A 16,774-nucleotide genomic window follows, 5' to 3' on the forward strand; every position below is an offset into this window, starting at 1 on the left:
CTTCAGATGCTTCGTACGGGAGGAGGGGACGGCGTGGACGGCCGCGCGCGGCAGGGCGCCGCGGGCCGTCAGATTCCGGCGCTGGGGAGCAGCCGGATGGCTTCCGGGTCGTAGTGCAGCCACCGAGGGGGCGTGCTGCCGGGCACGGTGCGCAGCCGGCACCACACCTGGCCCGCGCCGTCCGTCCACCAGGCGCTGATACGGCCCAACTCCCAGTTGCCGTCGGGGTGATGGACCTCCACGGGCTGATAGACCCATCGCACCTCCCCGTCCGGAGGCGGGTAGTCCCAGGTCAGGAGTCCGCACCTCGTCGCCATCTCCCCCTCCGGCCGCGCCTGTTGCGTCTGCGTGGGACGCAAGCCTACCGACCGTATCTACAAGGCTGTAGAAGATGATCGAGAAGTCTGCCGGTGTGCGGTGGATCACAGCACGGGGCGGCCGGCCGGGGGGTGCCAGCGCCAAGTGTGCCCTCACAGCGGTGTTGCCGCCTTGAGAACGACGAACAGGGCTACCGCGGCGTTCAGCGCGGAGAGCGCGGAGGCGGCGGTGCCCGCGGCCGCGACGAGGGCGGCCAGGCCCGCCGGGGTCAGCGCGGGCGGCCAGCTGCGGGCCGGTGGCACGGGCGCCAGCAGCGCCGCCACCCGACGCGGCACCGGCCCCGGTTCGGGCCCCGCGAAGTGCGCCAGCTCCGGTGCCGGCGCGGGGCGTGAGAGCAGCGCCGCCTTGCCCACCGCGCGGGCGGTCAGCCGCCGGTCGCCGACCACCTGCGCGGCCTCCTCGTCCGCCCAGCGCTCGGTGCTGAAGGTGACGGCCGAACGCAGCGGGAGCAGCAGCGGGTTGACGCAGCCGGCCAGTCGTACGGCGAGCAGGTAGCGGTGGTGACGGCAGTTCAGATGCGCCCGCTCGTGGGCGAAGAGGGCCCGCCGCTCGTCGTCGTCCAGGCAGCGCAGCATGCCCCGGGAGACCGCGATCCGGCCCGGCCTGCCGGGTCGGCCCGGTCGCCCGGGGGTGCCGGGCACGGCGTAGGCGTAGGGCTCATCGTCCGGCAGGACCGCGGTGTCCGAGCCGCCCGGCAGGACGTCCAGGGCTCGATGGGTACGGGCGCGGATCCGGCGGTGCCGGCGCAGCGCGGCGCCGCCCGCGGTGAGCGCGGCGGCCAACGCCAGGATCGCGGCGGCGCCGGCCACCTCGACACAGGGCACCGCGTCCCGCACCTCCGGGTCGGACCAGCCGTCGGGCAGCGGATTGCCGGGCAGTTGGGCGGTGCCGACGACCATCAGGAGCCCCAGGCACAGGGTGCTGCACAGGCCGAGGACGGCGGCGAGCAGGGTGAGCAGGCGGGTGCTGCTGCGCGGGTGGAGGTGTTGCTCCGCGAGCCGGGCGATCGGCAGCGCGGTGAGCGGAAGGACGAGCGGCAGGAACACGAAGACGCCCACCGGTCAGCCTCCGCGCGGTTCGTCCGAGGGGCCGTCGCCCCGGTCGTCGGCCGGGTCCGGGCCCTCGGCGCGGTCGAGCAGGGCGCGCAGCAGCTGCTCGTCGTGCGTGGAGAGTGCCGAGACGAAGCTGGTGAGGACGGCGTCGCGGTTCGGTTCGCCGTCCAGGACGCGGCGCATCCGCAGCGCGGCGAGGCCGGCCTCGTCGGCGTCCGGGGTCCAGGCGTATGCGCGGCCGGCCCGCTCGCGGGTGACGGCGCCCTTGACGTGCAGCCGGGACAGGATCGTCATCACGGTCGTGTACGCGAGGTCGCCGCCGAGCCGCTCCTGGACCCAGGCGGCGGTGGCGGGCCCGGGCGCGTGGTGCAGTGCCGCCAGCACCTGGGCCTCCAGCTGCCCCTGACCGCGGCGGCCGGCGCGCTCGTGGCCGGAGCCGCCGAGGTCTGCCGACCCCGGTGCCGCCCGGCCGGGGGCGCCGTCGTCGTCCGGCGCCCTGCCGAAGGGCTCGCCGCCCATGCCGCCGCCTCCCTCGCGCCAGTCGTCCCGCCCGCCGGGACGTCGAGGCATCTTACTGAGTGGCCGCATCCGGGTGGCCGCACGCCGGTCCGTTGTCCGGCGCCGCGGATCCCGGCGTCGAACTTCTACACTCCTGTAGATTTTTTGCTGATCCCGGAACGCAGGCAACACCTGGAGGAAACATGGGAGTCTCGCTGGCCAAGGGCGGCAACGTCTCTTTGTCGAAGGAAGCGCCCGGACTGACCGCGGTCACGGTCGGGCTCGGCTGGGACGTGCGGACGACGACGGGCACCGACTACGACCTGGATGCCAGCGCCCTGCTGTGCACCGGGGCCGGCAAGGTCGCCTCGGACGCGCACTTCGTCTTCTACAACAACCTCACCAGCCCCGAGGGCTCGGTGCAGCACACCGGCGACAACCTGACCGGCGAGGGCGAGGGGGACGACGAGGCCGTCAACGTCACACTCTCCGGCGTGCCCGCCGAGATCACGAAGATCGTCTTCCCGGTCTCCATCCACGACGCCGAGAGCCGCGGCCAGAGCTTCGGCCAGGTCCGCAACGCGTTCATCCGCGTCGTCAACCAGGCGGACGGTGTCGAGCTGGCCCGCTACGACCTGAGCGAGGACGCCTCGACCGAGACCGCGATGGTCTTCGGCGAGCTCTACCGCAACGGCGCCGAGTGGAAGTTCCGCGCGGTCGGCCAGGGGTACGCCTCCGGCCTGGCGGGCATCGCGGCCGACTTCGGTGTGAACGTCTGAGGCGACGGCCGACGACCGACGGTCACCGGCTGACGGCCATCGGCCATCGGCCATCGGCCATCGGCCACCGGCCACCGGTCGCGGGACGGGAGGGCGCGGCATCGCGCTCGCCCGTCCCGTGCGGTGCTCAGAGATCGAACTCCGCCGGTGCGATGTCCAGCGCGAAGCACACCTCGCGCACCACGCCCTGCTCGGTCTTGTCGAAGTCGCCGTCCGCACCGCCGATGACGATGCCGATCTGGACGACCGCCCGCGCCTCTACGGGCTTCTTCTTCACCTTGCCGATCTCCTGCATCACCGCGACCTTGCCGAAGTCGAAGTCGGCGGTGAGCTTGTCCAGGTAGCCGTCGAAGCGGCGCTGGAGGTCGTCCGCGGCGAAGTTCTGCAGCACCTCGTTGGTGGCGATGAGCTGGGCCACGCGCCGGCGCTCCGACGGGTCGACGGTCCCGTCCGCGGCCGCCACCAGGGCGCACATCGCCATGCTCGCGTCCCGGAAGGCGCCGCTCTTGAGGTCGTTCTTCTTGGCGACGAGCTGGGTCTGCATCGTCTGGGCGGAATCCTTGATGCGGTCCCACAGGGCCATATCTCTCGCTCCTTCGGTCATGCGGATTCGGTCATGCGGAAGTAAAATCTACAGTGTTGTAGAAGTAAGGGTGAGGGGGCCCTTGTCGCGTAAGCAGGCAAATATCTGTTATGGGGCGATTTAGGCGAGTGGTGCAGGTACCGTGGAACCACCGACGGGACGACGGGGCCATCGCGCCACGGCGCGGGTGTCCGGCCCCACTGCCCCAGTGAGGTGAGCACCGATGCAGATTGTGTTGACCGTGGTCGTCCTGCTGGCGCTGATAGCGCTGGGCGTGCTGCTGATCGCCCGGGTCAATGCCCAGCAGGCGGGGCGGATGGCCACCCACCATCACGCGGACCTGCACCCGCCGTTCCTGCACCGCATGCCGAAGCGGCCGCAGGACGAGGCCCTCGTCGCGCCACCGGAGCCCCCGCCGCCCAGCCGCGGGGACCCGCCCTGGAGGAGCGACAGTCGGTGACGTCAACGCCCCGTCCCCCCACCCCGCCGCCGCCCTCCGAGTACGACGGGAAGTCGCCGTTCCCCACCGGCGGCACCGACGCCCCGCCGGGCAACGGCCGCCGGATGTACGTCACCATCACCGGCATCATCGTCGTCGCCCCCTTCGTCGGCCTCGCGCTCGCCGTCCCCCTTCTGTGGGGCGCAGTGGTGGGCCCCCTCGACCTCGTCCTCCTGGCCGTCTTCTACGCGGTCTCCGGCCTGGGCGTGACCGTCGGCTTCCACCGCGGCCTCACCCACGGCAGCTACACCGCGACGCCCGCACTGCGCGTCGCGCTGGCCATCGCCGGCTCGCTGAGCTTCCAGGGAGATGTCATCGACTGGGTGGCCACCCACCGCCGCCACCACGCCTACACCGACCGCCCCGGCGATCCGCACTCGCCGTACCGCTACGGCACCAGCGTGCGCGGACAGCTGCGCGGCCTGGTCCACTCCCACATCGGCTGGCTGTTCGGCAACGACCCGACCTCGCACGAGCGCTACGCGCCCGACCTGCTGGCCGACCGCGGCGTCCGCGCCGTCGACCGGGCGTTCCCCGTCCTGTGCCTGGTCACCCTCGGCCTGCCGTTCGCGCTGGGCTGGGCCATCGGCGGCTCCTGGGTCACCGGCCTGACCGCGCTGCTGTGGGCGGGGTTCATCCGTATCGCGCTGCTGCACCACGTCACCTGGAGCGTCAACTCCCTGTGCCATCTCATCGGTGAGCGGCCGTTCCGCACCCGCCGCCACGACCGGGCGACGAACCTCTGGCCGCTGGCCCTGCTCTCCTTCGGCGAGAGCTGGCACAACCTGCACCACGCCGACCCGACCTGCGCCCGGCACGGCGTCGACCGCGGACAGGTCGACCTGTCCGCCGCCCTCATCCGGCTCTTCGAACGCGCCGGCTGGGTGCGGGACGTGCGCTGGCCGGATCCCGACCGGGTCGCGGCCCGCCGCCTGGACGCGGGCTGAGACCGGGTCCCACCTGGACCACACCCCCTGTGCACCGCCAGGAGCACACCATGACCACCGCCCCCCTCGGGCCCATACACGAGCACCCGACATCCCGCCCTTCCGCGCCCCCGGCGCCCCCTCCTTCCCACGCGCATCCGCAGCCCCCGCCCGTGTCCCGGTTGGCCATCGCGCCACCCGGCCCCGTCCTGCGCCGGGTCGACGGCGCCTGGTGGCCCCATTCGACCGACCTGCTGGCCGAACTCCCCGAGCTGCTCAAGGCGTTGCCCTTCGACTGGCCCCGCATCACCCACGCCACGGTGAACGGCTCCCGCTGGTCCGCCCTGCCCACCCGGATCCTCGTCGAGGGCCACGTCGTCCGCCTGCGCCGGACCAGGACGACCCGGCCGGGACCGGACACCGTCTGCCTGGTCGCGGCCGGCCACGGCCGCTGGGACCTGCTGATCGTCCCGCCGGAGACACCGGAGGCGGAGGCGGTGGCCGCCATGACCACCCTGGCGCAGGAAGCCCTGCAGGAAGCCCCGCAGGAAGCCCCGGGGGACGAGCTCCCCGGCTGACCCCTTCCCGGCCCCTGGTGCGGCGTGCCGCCCTCGACGATCGCCGTACGCCCAGGAACCGCGCTCCGCATCCCGACAGTGCCCTCCGGCACGCCGGAAGCGGCCGCAATCGGCCGGTTGACCAGGCCCTATGGCCCTTCGCCCGCCTTTCGTCCGGCCTCGCCCGTCGGAGCGGCTACGCCATCCGGATGGTGTTCATCGGAAGAACGCCGACTCGCGGGCGTCGCTCCTCGGATCCTCGCATTGCGTACTCATCATAAGAAAACGCAACAGATCTCCGACGGCTGTGGACCACCCACACCTCTCCGGGGATCCCGACCGAAAGTGAGGGGCCATGGCTGCGACCAAGGTCATGAAGTTCTGGGCGGTATGCCTCGCCGTTCTCGGCAAGCTGCTCGCCTCCCTGGGCGTCTCCGCCCACGCCTCGGCGGCCCGCCGCGAGGCCGTGCTGCACGCCCGCACCCCGCGCCCCGCGGCCCCCACCATCGCCCGGCCGCGTACCGAGCCCTCGCTGCCACCCACGCCCGCCACGCCGGCACTGCCGCTCTACGGTCAACGCGGCCACGCCCAGCGGACGTTCGCCCGCCCGCTGCTGCCGCCGACCATCAAGCAGCGCATCCGTGCCGAGGCCCACGGCGCCTCCCCCACCTCCCGCAGCCGCCTCGCCGCCAGTGCCGAGCCGCTGCCCATGGTCGCCGCCGGGGCCGCACTGCACTCCGCTCACACCGCCGAGGTCCCCGCCATCCCGGCGGCCCGCCGACGGGAACGCGTCGCCTGCACCGTCTGACCGGCGCGCACCGGTCAGCCCCCGCGCTCCCCAGGAGCAGGGGATACCCCACCGCCGTTGTGGCGGGACGGGCGCGTGAGGACTCCGCGCCGAGGGGACGGTGACCATCGCGCCGCGCGAAGACGCCGACGTCCGTGTGGCGCAGGGACACGACGAAGGAGCCCGGGTCCGCCCGTTGCCGCTCCCGCCTCGTTCCTGCTGCCGTTCCTGTCGCCGTTGCCGTTGCCGTTGCCGTTGTCGAACCCCGTTGCCGTTGTCGAACCCGTCGCTGTGGTCGCAGTGGACGAGGAAGTCGAAGTGGAAGCAGCTGTTGCAGCCGCCCCGTTGCGTGGGCGGCTTTTCGGCGTGGGACGGCTCCGCCCCGGGGCCGGAATCAGGGCAGGCCGATGACGTCCTCGGCGGATGGCCCACGGCGTTCGTCCAGCCACTTGCGCCAGTACGAGCGGCGGTCGCTGCCGGGGTGTGCGAGGACGATGTCGCCGATGAGGGCGGAGCCCGTCACACGGATGCGGACGGCGGCGGTGTCCGGGCCGGAGCGTGGGCGGGTCAGATCGCGGATGTCGCCGAAGACGCTGCTGCCGTCGACCTCGACCCGTACGCCCTGGGGCAGCAGCAGACGCACATCGCCGAGGAGTGCGCGGGCCACGATGGTGAGCTCGCCGGACGACGGCGCGGGCGAGGTGCACAGGTCGAGGGTCACATCCCCGAAGACCGCGACCGCCTCCAGACCGTCCTCCAGCCCGGGCCCGTGGTGGGTGACGTCGCCGAACAGTGCCCGGAAGACGGGCCGGCCGGACGAGCCGTCGGGCGCGGGGGCCACCGGCGGTTCCGGCAGGCCCTCGCCCACCTCCGCCAACTCCGCCCGGGTGCCGGCCAGATAGGCCACCTCGCAGCGCTCGGACAGCTCCTCCAGGGTCAGCCGGCCTTCCGCGGTGGCCTGTCTGAGCCGTTCCACCATGTCCTCGCGCTCGGCGTCCGAGGCCCGCACCGAACCCGTGTGCCGAGAACGGTCCGTGGCGGGCGGGTGGACCGCTTCGGACATGAACTTCTTCTGCAGATCGGGGTGTTGGGGCGATGTCATCACTGGCCTTTGCTGACTCCGGCGCGGGGCGCAGGAAGGGGGAGAGGGGCGGGAGGGAGACCGGCGCACCGGAGCGGCTATCTGCGCGCCTTCCTTCCCAGTCCCACCAGGGCGAAGAGAGCCTCCGCGCCGCCCACGACCGCCAGGATCAGACCGGCCTTGTGGAGCGAGACGACCGGTGTTTCCACCTCTTTCGTCGTCAGCCAGACGATCACGCCGATGATCGCCAGGAGAACACCGATCGCCATACCCTTCATGATTTCCTCGTCCCTGTGGTCGCGCCGGAGATGGTGATGCACACCAGCCTCCCGCCGGCCCGGCGCCCCAGGATCGTCCGCAGGTACGCAATTCCCCTTCTGCTCCTGCCACTTTCTGTGTACGACGATCCGGTACCGGCCGGCGGCGACGGCGGCCCGCGCGTCAGGGAGCGCCGGCCGGGTCGACGGACGTGCCCGGGTGTCAGACTCGCCCCATGGCGCTCTTGAACGGACACCCCGCGGACCCCGACGCCCTGCGCGCCCTCGCGCTCACCAACTACGGCCACTTCACTTCGATGCGCGTGGACGGCCGGACGGCGCGCGGTCTGTCCCGGCACCTGGCACGGCTGGTGGGCGACTGCCGGACGGTGTTCGGTGCCGAGCTCGACCCGGACCTGGTGCGCCGGTACCTGCGCGAGGCCGTCGGCGACCGGCCCGGGGCGTGCGTCGTACGGGTCACCGTCCTCGACCCCGGGCTGGACATCGCCCGGCCGGCCGCCGGGGCCGATCCCCATGTGCTGGTGACCGTCCGGCCGGCGGGCGCCCTGCCACCGCCCCCGCTGCGGGTCCGCACCGTGCGCCATCAGCGGGAGGTGGCGCGGGTGAAGCACACCGGGCTGTTCGGGTCCCTGCACCAGCGGCGGGTGGCGCAGCTGGCCGGGTTCGACGATGCGCTGTTCGTGGGGCCGGACGGGACGGTCTCCGAGGGGCCCACCTGGAACGTGGGGTTCGTCCGCGCGGACGGTGAGGTGCTCTGGCCCCGGGCCGAGGTGCTGCCGGGTGTCACCATGGGCCTGCTCCAGGAGCTGCACGGCCACACCGTCGCGCCCGTCGCCGCCGCCGAACTGCCGGAGATGCGTGCGGCGTTCGCGACCAACACCACCATCGGGGTGCGGGCCATCGGGGCTGTCGACGACACCCGGCTCGACACCGGCGACCCCGTCCTCGCCGCGCTGCGGGATTCCTTCGCGGCGGTACCGGGGGAGCCGCTCTAGGCGGACACCGGGCCACCGGACATCGAGCCACCGGCCACCGGACACCGGCCACCGGGCCACCGGACACCCCTGGAGCAGCCCGCACCGCCGAGGGGCCCGCACCGCCGAGGGGCCCGCCCGGCTCAGAGCACCAGGCGCTCCGGCATGGGCTGCTCCACCCCGTCCAGCTCCAGCGTGCACCGCGGAGTGGACGGTACGAGGTGCGGTTCGCGCACCAGGACCCGGAACGGGTGGACCGGCTCGCCCGGCAGTTCTCCGCTCAGCACGTTCATGCCCCGGCCGTGCACCTTTCGGTAGGCGACGACCTTGCCGTTGACCAGCAGCTCTATCTCGCCCTCCCGGCTGGGTCCGACGTTGACGGTGATCGAGTGGCTTCCCTGGTCGAGGTGGAAGTGGTGGCTTCGGCTCATTGGTCTACCTCCCGCGTCGCCGCACGTACGTCCAGCGTAAAGCCGTCCCGGCAAAACGGGCATATGCGTATCTGTCGGACGGTTCGCGAGGGACAATTGTGGTGCGGGGCGCGTGCTGGGAGACGCCGATGAAGGGTTCGATCCGTCTCGGACGGGTGGCCGGGATACCGCTGCGGATGCACTGGAGCGTGCCGCTGCTGGTGATCCTCTTCGCGTACGGACTCGGCAGCCGGACCCTGCCCGTATGGACCCCGGGACGCTCGTCCGCCGTCTACGCGCTCGCCGGTGTGGTCGGGGCCGCGCTCTTCATGGGCAGCCTGGTGCTGCACGAGACGGCCCACGCCGCGATCGCCCGGCGGAGGAAGATCCCGGTCGAGGACGTGACGCTGTGGGCGCTGGGCGGCGTGACCCGCATGGGGCGTCCCGGGACCGCCGCTGCGGCCTTCCTGGTGGCGGCCGGCGGCCCGCTCACCAGCCTGGTCGTCGGCGGCGTCGCCCTGGGGGCGGGCATCGGGCTGCACGCGGTCTCCGGCTGGGCGGCCGTCCCCGCCGTCGTCCTGCTCTGGCTCGGCTGGGCCAACCTCTTCCTCGGACTGTTCAACCTCCTGCCCGCCGTGCCGCTGGACGGCGGGCGGGTGATGCAGGCGCTGCTGTGGTGGCGCACCGGGGACCGGGAGCGCGCCGATCTGGCCGCCACCCGCGCCGGGCAGGTGACCGGAGTGCTCCTGGCGGGCGGCGGCTGGGTCGTCCTCCTGCGCGGCGCGCCGGTCGGCCTCTGGCTCGTCTTCATCGGCCTCTTCGTCATGGTCGTGGCCGGTGCGGAGCGCTGGCAGGCCGCCCTGCACACCGCGCTGCGCGGCATACGGGTGTCCGACGCCATGACGACGCCCGTCGCCACCGGCGCCGACTGGCTCACCGCCCAGCACTTCATCGACGAGGTCGCCGTGCACTCCGGTCATTCCGTGCTGCCGCTGCTCGACTTCGAGGGGCGCCCCAGCGGCATCGTGCAGATCCGCCGGCTGGCGTCGGTCCCGGTGCCCAGCCGCGACACGCTGCGCGTCCGCGAGCTGGCCGTCCCGCTCTCCCAGTGCGCCGTCGCCGAGCCGGGCGATCTGCTGACCGAGGCGCTGGACCGGGTCAGCCTGCGCACCGGCATGCGCATTCTCGTCGTCGACGCGGGGCATCTGGTGGGCATCGTCACCGGCAAGGACATCTCCCGGATGATGCGACGGCACACGCTCGCCGGCGGGACCCCGTGATGCGGTACGCGACGGTGACTGCCCTCAGCCACACCGGGCTGGTCCGCGACCACAACGAGGACAGCCTGGTGGCGGGCCCCTGGACGCTGTGCGGCACGGTCACCGAGAACCCGCAGACCCTGGTCTTCCCGCTCGGCCATCCGCTCGTCGTCGCGGTCGCCGACGGCATCGGCGGCCAGCCCGGCGGCGAGGTGGCCAGCGAACTCACCGTCCGGCAACTCGCCACCGTCGGCGCGGCCCTGGAATCCGAGGAAGCGCTGCGGGACGCCCTGAACGTCTGCAACCACGCGGTCTATGCCGCCGCCGGCCGCGACCCGGCCCTCACCACCATGGGCACCACCGTCGCCGGCGTCGTCGTCCTCCCGGACTCCCTGCTCAGCTTCAACGTCGGCGACAGCAGGGTCTTCGACGTCACCCGGGCCGGTCTGCACCAGCTGAGCGTCGACGACAGCCCGCCGCTCCCACCCGGCCGGCGCACCAACTCCCTGATCACCCAGTCCCTCGGCGGAGCCGCCCGCTTCACCCCTGTCATCCCGCACATCACCACCACTCCCCTGTCCCCGTCCGGCCGCTATCTGGCCTGTACCGACGGCCTGACCGACGCGGTGCCCGAGGACGTTCTCGACGGTCTTCTCCAGGAGCACGACGGCAACAACAGCAGGACCGCGTTCGGCCTGTGGAAGGCGGCCATCGAAGCGGGCGGACCGGACAACATCACGCTGGCGTTGATCGAGGTCGGGGAGTAGACGTCTGGGCTTCCGCCATAGGGGAAGCATCTTCCGACGGCCACTGCGCTTTGCCGAACATTACCTACACTATGCCCTTCTTTGACCGTGAAGATGTACTGCGGCCCGATATTGGTGGGCCCCGGTGGAATGGATGGCCGGCGGTCAGGAGCAACCGACCGAAGGAGAGTTGAACCGTCTTGATGAGAAGCGCAAGTCGGCGTGTCCTGGGATTAGAGTGAGGGGTGGTGGAGGTGTTACACCGAAGCCGATAGCCAACACGGAGGGACCGCAAGGTGGCTGACGCAGAGTCATATGTAGATCACGCCGAACTGATGAAGCTGGCAAAGAGCTTTGAGCAGCACTCCTATGATCTGGAGTCGCATCTCAAGAAATTCACGGCAGAAACCGGGGAAGAGGCAATAACCGACGGTTTCGGTGTCCTGACCGAATCCGAGGAGGTGACCTCGGCGTATATCGACTACTCCGCCGACATCGCCAGCGCGATGAAGGCCATCTACACCCATCTCGACGCCATCGGCGCGGCGTTGAAGCAGGTCACCAAAAATACGGAGACCAATGACGAGGGCGTCGGCGCGCTCTTCGGCAACACTCACGGGGGCAAGTGATGAGCGGCGGCGAGTCCGCGGCCGAGGAGATCGTCGAACTCGGGGTCGAGCTCATCAACCCGGGCGGCCGTCCGGACGAGCTGGAAGAGGCCGCCAAGGCGTGGCGTAACCTCAAATCCGAAATGGACCACCTCTTCGGCGCGTTGGACAAGCAGGTCACGGGCACGGTGGGGCACACCTGGCGGGGCCCGGCCGCCGAGGCGTTCCAGGACCACTGGCACAAGTGCAAAACGGCCGCCGAAAAGACGACCGAGCACTTCGACGAAGCCGCCGACGGTCTCGAAAAGGCAGCGAAAGCCATTCGCGAGGTAAATTCCGAGATCCACGACATCTATCTGGAGATCGGCATTTCCATCGGCGTCTCCGTCGGGATGTCGTTCCTCACTCTGGGGGTCTCTGCTGCGGCCGGCACGGCACGCGTCGCGATGTTGGTGGAGAGGGCTCTCGAGGCGGCCGGCAAGCTGGGACGGCTCCTGAAGACGATCGCGCGCCTCTACCGGCAGGTCAAGGACCTCCACAAGGTCGTCGAGGTGGTCATGAAGGCCATATCGGGGTTCGCCGTGAACACGGCCACCGGTACCGCCGGCGGAGTGGCCACCAGCCTCCTCAGCGGCAAGGGGCCGGAGTGGGAGACCAACCTCGCGGGTGGGGTTGCCGGCGCGACCCTCGGCGCGGGAGCGGGCAAGCTGGCCACGCGCCTGGGCGCCGGGGACTTCGTCAGCGGTGCGGTCGGCGGTGCGGTCGGCGGAGTCGGCGGAGACGCCTTGGATGCCAAGGTGAAGAACAAGCCCATGGACTTCCGCCAGACCGCGATCACTGCCGTCACCGGAGGTGCGGCCGGCGGCGTCGGCGGCGCGGCCCGGGGATTCGACAGGGAAATGACCAGGCTGGTGCAGGACATCAAGATGAAGCCGCACACGCCGGAGCACCATGAAGCCAACATGGACACCGCGTGGGGCACCGTCGTCCCCATTGCCGGAGGTGTTGCGGGCAACGAAGGCAAGGACGGCTGGGAAGACGTGGACAAGAGCACCAAGGAAGGGCAGTCGGCCGCCAAGGGCGGCAGCAAGGGGCACAACGAGACCGCGACCGACGAGGTCCGCGATGTCTTCGGTTGACCCTACGGCGACGAGCCCCGCGCCCACCCGGCAGCGGGGGGGCGCGGGGCCCCGCCGGGCCGGGGCGTGGTGCGCGACCCTGGGGCTGGTGGCCGGTCTGCCCGTACTCCCGCTGTGGCTCTTCAGCTCAGACCCGGACCTGCGCCGGAGAGGCGTGCTCATCGCCCTGGCGTGCGCCCTGGCCTGCGTCGCGGTGATCGCCGTGTATCAGCGCGCGGCGGGGGGCCGGCGGCCGTACCGCACGATCTCGATCGCCGAATTCTCCGGGGGCGCGGAGGGGGGAGGTTCGCCCGCCCCGGATCCGGCCGCGCCGCCCCGCGTGCTCCCCTCCCGCCGGGCGCTGCAGTGGCGCACCCTCGGGTGGTACGTCGGCTGCTGCACGGCGCTGGTGACCCTCGCCGCGCTGGTGATGGGGCAGCCCCAGCGTCCGGAACTCATGCAGCGGATCGCCGACGCCGGAGCGGAGTTCGCGCACGTCCGGGTCGAGAAGGTCAGCGACGTCCGGCTCCACGATCCGAGCAAGGGCAAGGACTACTACACCTCGACCGCGGTCGTGCGGCTCGCCCCAGGGAAGGGCGGGCCGGTCACCGCGACCGTGCACCCGACCTCCCCCGACCGGCCGCGCCCCGGCGACGAGGTCGCCGTCCTGTACGCCCCCACGAGGCCCGACCTGGGCGCCATCGCCGGGGACGAGAGCAGCCTCGGCGACGACCTGGCGGGCGACACGATGGGGGCTTTCGGCCGCTGGATCACCACCTTTGCCTGGATCTGCGGAATCGTCCTCTCCGTGGCCGGCCTTTCCCTGCGCCATGGATTCCGCTCCTTCTCCCGGCTGGGCGGCGCCGACATGGCCGTACGCGGCAGGTGCACGGGGCCCGGCTATTGGCGCCGAGACTCGGCCAAGGAACGGTGCCTGCTCTTTGTCACCGAGTCCTCCCGGACCGCGCATTTCCTGATCGGCGTCACGGAGCGGCAGCTCCCCGACTCCCTGAACGACCAGCGGCTGTGGCTCTGCTGGGGCGCCCCGCGAGGCACCGGCGGACGCCTGTTCTCCCCGAGCAGCACGTCGGCGGCGCTGGTGTCCGACGACGGCTGGGTGATGCACGGGATGCTCAAGGTCGACGACGCGAAACCGCTGGCGGCCGAGGGCGTCTCCGTGGAGAGGGCCGGCGGGGAGGGGAAGGGGGATTCCGGTCCCCTCCGCCTGTGGGATCCGCGTTCCGCCTGGCCGCTTTTTGTGCACCCGGCCGGCTTCGCACTCGCCGCGCTGTTCCTCGCCTGCGCCGCACTCCTGACCTATGACCTCTCGGGCGTCTGGCGCTGGGGGACGGGGATCGGCGGTGCCGTCGCCGCTTTCGCGTTCGGCTGTGTCGCCACGGCCGCCCCCCACCTGCCACCGTCAGAGAGGAATGCGGACTGAGCGGAATCCGGACCGATCGGAATGGTGCACCGATCGGAATCCGGACCGAGCGGCGCAGACGGAACTCCGCGGCAAGGGAAAGGGCCTGCCGGCGACCACGGTCGCCGGCAGGCCCCTCGTGTGTTCCAGACCGCTCCGGGTTACTTCTTGAACCCGTAATCCATGAGCTTCTTCGCGGACGTCGTGCGGGCGGCCACCGACGAGTCGGCGAGGACCGTGCCGATGACCGTCTTGCCGCTACGGGTGGCCGCGAAGACCAGGCAGTACTTGGCCTCCGGACCCGAGCCGGTCTTGACGCCGATGGTGCCGGAGTAGCTGCTGAGCAGGTTGTTGGTGTTGGACCACTCCATGTAGCGGTATCCGCCGCTCTTGGTGGTGACCTTCTGCTTCGTCGATTTCGTCTTCACGACCGTACGGAACGTGGAGTACTTCATCGCGCTGCTCGCGAGCTTCGTCAGGTCGCGCGGCGTCGAGTAGTTCGAGCCCTTCCCGATGCCGTCGAACGAGTCGAAGTGCGTGTTGCTCAGGCCCAGGCTCTTGGCGGTGGAGTTCATCTGGCCGATGAACGACTTCACGCGTGCGTCCCGGGTGGAGCCGCTGCCGAACTTGTCGGCCAGCGCGTAGGCCGCGTCGCAGCCGGACGGGAGCATCAGCCCGTACAGCAGCTGGCGGACGGTGACCTTGTCGCCGACGATCAGCTTGGCCGACGAGGCCCAGTCGTTGTTGACGATGTAGTCGCTGTACGCCTTCTGGACAGTGACCTTGGAATCCAGGTCGAGGCCCTTCTTCGCGAGCACCACCCGAGCCGTCATGATCTTCGTGGTGGAGCCGGTGGAACGGCGGGTGTCCGCAGCCTTGGTGAAAAGGCTCTTGCCGGTCCCGTTGTTCATCACGAAGCCGCCCTTGGCGGTGATCGTGGGGGCCGCGACTGTGGCGGCCTGCGCCGGAGCGGCGAATGCCCCGGCCGAGAGGACGGCGCCTGCGGTGAGGGCTACCGCGGAAGCGCGACGAATGCCCTTAATGCCGATATTCAATCGAATACTCCAAATACCCCAGCGGAGCAGGCACATGAGAATGCCGCTTGCTGTTGAGACGCTCGAGACGGGCCGATGGATGCGGGCGCCGGCGAACTTTTTTCCGCCCCGTTGCGCGGGGCCGGCGCACCGCGCCCGCCCGTATGCCCCGCCGCACACCCCGCCCCGCTTCGCCGCACACCCGCCACCAGGCAGGGCAGGACGGAACCCGCCCGCGCTCCCGTACGTCTTCCGGCGTGTTGGCGTTGACGGTCCGTGGAGGAATCCGGTGGAGCACAGAATATTGGGGGAGCGCTACGAGCTGGTGGAGCAGCTCGGGCAGGGCGGTATGGGCACGGTCCACCGGGCCGTCGATCACCGGCTGCGCCGTACCGTCGCCGTGAAGACCCTCTCCGCCGAGCTGGCCCTCCAGCCCGAGTTCCGCACCCGCTTCCAGCGCGAGGCGCACGCCGCCGCCGCGCTCAACCACCCCGGCGTGGCCACCGTGCACGACGTGGGGGAGGACGACGGGGGCGGCGTCACCGAGCCCTATCTGGTGATGGAGTTCGTGGCGGGCCGGACCCTCAGCCAGGTACTGCGCGAGGGTGCCCTGCCGGTGGCGCAGGCGGTCGACATCGCGGGCCAGGTGCTGGCGGCGCTGGAGCACAGCCACCGGCACGCGATCGTGCACCGCGACATCAAGCCCGGCAACGTCATGCTCACCGCCACAGGCGAGGTCAAGGTCGTCGACTTCGGCATCGCCAAGGCGCTCAGCGAGGCGGCCACCCGGCTCACCGGGACGGGCGTGGCGGTCGGCACCCCCGCCTATCTGGCGCCCGAGCAGATCAACGGACACGAGACCGACCACCGCACCGACCTCTACGCCGTGGGCTGTCTGCTCTACGAGCTGCTGACGGGCCGCCCGCCGTACACCGGCGACTCGCCCTTCTCCGTCATGCACCAGCATCTGGCCGGGCAGCCGGTGCCGCCCTCGCAGCTCCGCCCCGAGCTGCCGCCCGCCTTGGACGCGGTGATCGTCACGGCGCTGCACAAGGACCGGACGGAGCGCTTCGCGGACGCCTCCGCGATGAAGGCGGCACTCGACGGCGCCTCCCGGACCGCACCGACCGCGCCGGCCGCACCGGCCACCCCCGTCCGGACGCCCACCACCGTCGATCCCGTGCCCGGTGCGTCCGCCGCGGCGGCGCCCGCCGCGGCGGACGAGGCGCCCCGACCCGCGCGCCGGCGGCCGGGCCGGGTGGTGTTCCAGCCGACGGCCGAGGGGGCGGTCGCGCTGCTCGGCTGCCTCCTGTCCCTGGTGATCTCCCGTACCGACATGATCGAGGTCGGCCAGTTCACCCGGGTGGCGCTGCTCGCCGGCGCCGCCGGTGCGGTGCTCCTGCTGTGGTCGGCGCGGCTCGCCTGCGCGGTGGCCTGGGGCCCGGTGGCGGAGGCCGTGGCGGCATGGTCCGAACTCGCCCGGGGCTACGTCGGCTGGGACACCCCGTACGTCATCATCGCCCTGCTGCTGGGCATCGTCGCCGCTCTGTGCCTGGCCGCCGGCTACCGCGACGAACGCGCGGGCGGATTCGCCCTGGTGGCGTTCTGGTTCACCGCCCTGGCCTGCGTCTGGTTCTTCCTCGACGATCTGAACAAGATCGGCGTCTTCTACGTCCTGTTCCTGGGCGTCGCACTCGCGGTCGGCGCCCAGGTGCTCAAGACCCGCATCCGGCCCGCGGAGCGGGGCCCGGGCCGCGCGATCCGCTGAGCCGTGGCCCCGCGGGACC

Annotated in this window: 20 protein-coding genes; 12 read left to right on the forward strand and 8 right to left on the reverse strand. The window is 71.6% G+C overall.

From position 1 onward, the window contains the following. Positions 1 to 68: 68 nt before the first annotated feature. From ACGFML_RS26490 to ACGFML_RS26500, 3 genes are all read right to left on the reverse strand, one after another. Positions 69 to 317: a hypothetical protein gene (locus ACGFML_RS26490; RefSeq protein WP_393547723.1), complete on the reverse strand. Its 249-nt coding sequence runs from the start codon at positions 315 to 317 to the stop codon at positions 69 to 71. A gap of 153 nt (positions 318 to 470) precedes the next feature. Further along, positions 471 to 1,436 (reverse strand): M56 family metallopeptidase, encoded by a 966-nt coding sequence (locus tag ACGFML_RS26495; RefSeq protein ID WP_393547724.1) that lies wholly within the window; start codon positions 1,434 to 1,436, stop codon positions 471 to 473. Between the two features lie 3 nt (positions 1,437 to 1,439). Next, positions 1,440 to 1,949, reverse strand: coding sequence for a BlaI/MecI/CopY family transcriptional regulator (locus tag ACGFML_RS26500; protein WP_393547996.1), 510 nt, complete (start codon positions 1,947 to 1,949; stop codon positions 1,440 to 1,442). Positions 1,950 to 2,131: 182 nt separating this feature from the next. On the opposite strand from ACGFML_RS26500, the gene ACGFML_RS26505 reads away from it, so the two are divergent. Continuing rightward, on the forward strand, positions 2,132 to 2,707 hold the full coding sequence (locus tag ACGFML_RS26505; RefSeq protein ID WP_393547725.1) for a TerD family protein: 576 nt from the start codon (positions 2,132 to 2,134) through the stop codon (positions 2,705 to 2,707). Between the two features lie 127 nt (positions 2,708 to 2,834). Here the strand turns inward: ACGFML_RS26505 and ACGFML_RS26510 are convergent, their stop codons facing one another. Beyond that, a complete protein-coding gene (locus ACGFML_RS26510) occupies positions 2,835 to 3,290 on the reverse strand; it encodes a tellurite resistance TerB family protein (RefSeq protein ID WP_393547727.1) in 456 nt (151 codons plus the stop codon). Between the two features lie 223 nt (positions 3,291 to 3,513). Here ACGFML_RS26510 and ACGFML_RS26515 point away from each other — a divergent pair, with 223 nt between their 5' ends. From ACGFML_RS26515 to ACGFML_RS26530, 4 genes are all read left to right on the forward strand, one after another. Continuing rightward, positions 3,514 to 3,750 (forward strand): hypothetical protein, encoded by a 237-nt coding sequence (locus ACGFML_RS26515; protein ID WP_393547729.1) that lies wholly within the window; start codon positions 3,514 to 3,516, stop codon positions 3,748 to 3,750. Beyond that, positions 3,747 to 4,736 carry an acyl-CoA desaturase gene (locus ACGFML_RS26520; protein ID WP_393547731.1) on the forward strand — a complete coding sequence of 330 codons (990 nt, stop codon included), beginning with the start codon at positions 3,747 to 3,749 and terminating at the stop codon, positions 4,734 to 4,736. The genes ACGFML_RS26515 and ACGFML_RS26520 overlap by 4 nt, the downstream gene beginning before the upstream one ends. A gap of 152 nt (positions 4,737 to 4,888) precedes the next feature. Beyond that, positions 4,889 to 5,293 (forward strand): DUF5994 family protein, encoded by a 405-nt coding sequence (locus tag ACGFML_RS26525; protein WP_393547733.1) that lies wholly within the window; start codon positions 4,889 to 4,891, stop codon positions 5,291 to 5,293. Between the two features lie 334 nt (positions 5,294 to 5,627). Next, positions 5,628 to 6,080, forward strand: coding sequence for a DUF6344 domain-containing protein (locus tag ACGFML_RS26530; RefSeq protein WP_393547735.1), 453 nt, complete (start codon positions 5,628 to 5,630; stop codon positions 6,078 to 6,080). A 373-nt stretch (positions 6,081 to 6,453) separates the two neighbouring features. Here ACGFML_RS26530 and ACGFML_RS26535 read toward each other — a convergent pair whose 3' ends face one another. Both ACGFML_RS26535 and ACGFML_RS26540 read right to left on the reverse strand, forming a co-directional pair. Further along, positions 6,454 to 7,161, reverse strand: a complete 708-nt coding sequence (locus tag ACGFML_RS26535) for a DUF1707 domain-containing protein (RefSeq protein WP_393547737.1) — start codon at positions 7,159 to 7,161, stop codon at positions 6,454 to 6,456. 77 nt (positions 7,162 to 7,238) lie between these two features. Further along, complete coding sequence (locus tag ACGFML_RS26540) at positions 7,239 to 7,409, reverse strand: DUF5708 family protein (RefSeq protein ID WP_393547739.1); 171 nt, start codon at positions 7,407 to 7,409, stop codon at positions 7,239 to 7,241. Between the two features lie 224 nt (positions 7,410 to 7,633). Between ACGFML_RS26540 and ACGFML_RS26545 the strand changes: the two genes are divergently transcribed. Continuing rightward, positions 7,634 to 8,413 (forward strand): aminotransferase class IV, encoded by a 780-nt coding sequence (locus ACGFML_RS26545; protein WP_393547741.1) that lies wholly within the window; start codon positions 7,634 to 7,636, stop codon positions 8,411 to 8,413. A 122-nt stretch (positions 8,414 to 8,535) separates the two neighbouring features. On the opposite strand, the gene ACGFML_RS26550 is transcribed toward ACGFML_RS26545, so the two are convergent. Further along, entirely contained in the window at positions 8,536 to 8,823 is a 288-nt protein-coding gene (locus ACGFML_RS26550) for a hypothetical protein (protein ID WP_393547743.1), read from the reverse strand. Between the two features lie 128 nt (positions 8,824 to 8,951). Between ACGFML_RS26550 and ACGFML_RS26555 the strand changes: the two genes are divergently transcribed. The 5 genes from ACGFML_RS26555 (at position 8,952) to ACGFML_RS26575 (ending at position 13,974) form a co-directional block, all read left to right on the forward strand. Continuing rightward, the gene (locus ACGFML_RS26555) at positions 8,952 to 10,082 is read left to right on the forward strand and encodes a site-2 protease family protein (RefSeq protein ID WP_393547745.1); all 1,131 of its coding nucleotides are present in this window, start codon (positions 8,952 to 8,954) and stop codon (positions 10,080 to 10,082) included. Next, positions 10,082 to 10,828 carry a PP2C family protein-serine/threonine phosphatase gene (locus ACGFML_RS26560; protein ID WP_393547747.1) on the forward strand — a complete coding sequence of 249 codons (747 nt, stop codon included), beginning with the start codon at positions 10,082 to 10,084 and terminating at the stop codon, positions 10,826 to 10,828. Before ACGFML_RS26555 ends, ACGFML_RS26560 begins: the two co-directional genes overlap by 1 nt. A gap of 275 nt (positions 10,829 to 11,103) precedes the next feature. Beyond that, entirely contained in the window at positions 11,104 to 11,436 is a 333-nt protein-coding gene (locus tag ACGFML_RS26565) for a hypothetical protein (protein ID WP_393547749.1), read from the forward strand. Beyond that, complete coding sequence (locus tag ACGFML_RS26570) at positions 11,436 to 12,554, forward strand: WXG100 family type VII secretion target (RefSeq protein WP_393547751.1); 1,119 nt, start codon at positions 11,436 to 11,438, stop codon at positions 12,552 to 12,554. Before ACGFML_RS26565 ends, ACGFML_RS26570 begins: the two co-directional genes overlap by 1 nt. 88 nt (positions 12,555 to 12,642) lie before the next feature. Beyond that, on the forward strand, positions 12,643 to 13,974 hold the full coding sequence (locus tag ACGFML_RS26575; RefSeq protein WP_393547753.1) for a hypothetical protein: 1,332 nt from the start codon (positions 12,643 to 12,645) through the stop codon (positions 13,972 to 13,974). Positions 13,975 to 14,114: 140 nt separating this feature from the next. Here ACGFML_RS26575 and ACGFML_RS26580 read toward each other — a convergent pair whose 3' ends face one another. Further along, positions 14,115 to 15,008 carry a D-alanyl-D-alanine carboxypeptidase family protein gene (locus ACGFML_RS26580; RefSeq protein ID WP_393547755.1) on the reverse strand — a complete coding sequence of 298 codons (894 nt, stop codon included), beginning with the start codon at positions 15,006 to 15,008 and terminating at the stop codon, positions 14,115 to 14,117. Between the two features lie 268 nt (positions 15,009 to 15,276). Here ACGFML_RS26580 and ACGFML_RS26585 point away from each other — a divergent pair, with 268 nt between their 5' ends. Next, positions 15,277 to 16,755, forward strand: coding sequence for a protein kinase (locus tag ACGFML_RS26585; protein WP_393547757.1), 1,479 nt, complete (start codon positions 15,277 to 15,279; stop codon positions 16,753 to 16,755). The last annotated feature ends 19 nt before the right edge of the window (positions 16,756 to 16,774 follow it).

Origin of the sequence: Streptomyces sp. NPDC048650, assembly GCF_043199095.1 — a bacterium.
Classification (GTDB): domain Bacteria; phylum Actinomycetota; class Actinomycetes; order Streptomycetales; family Streptomycetaceae; genus Streptomyces.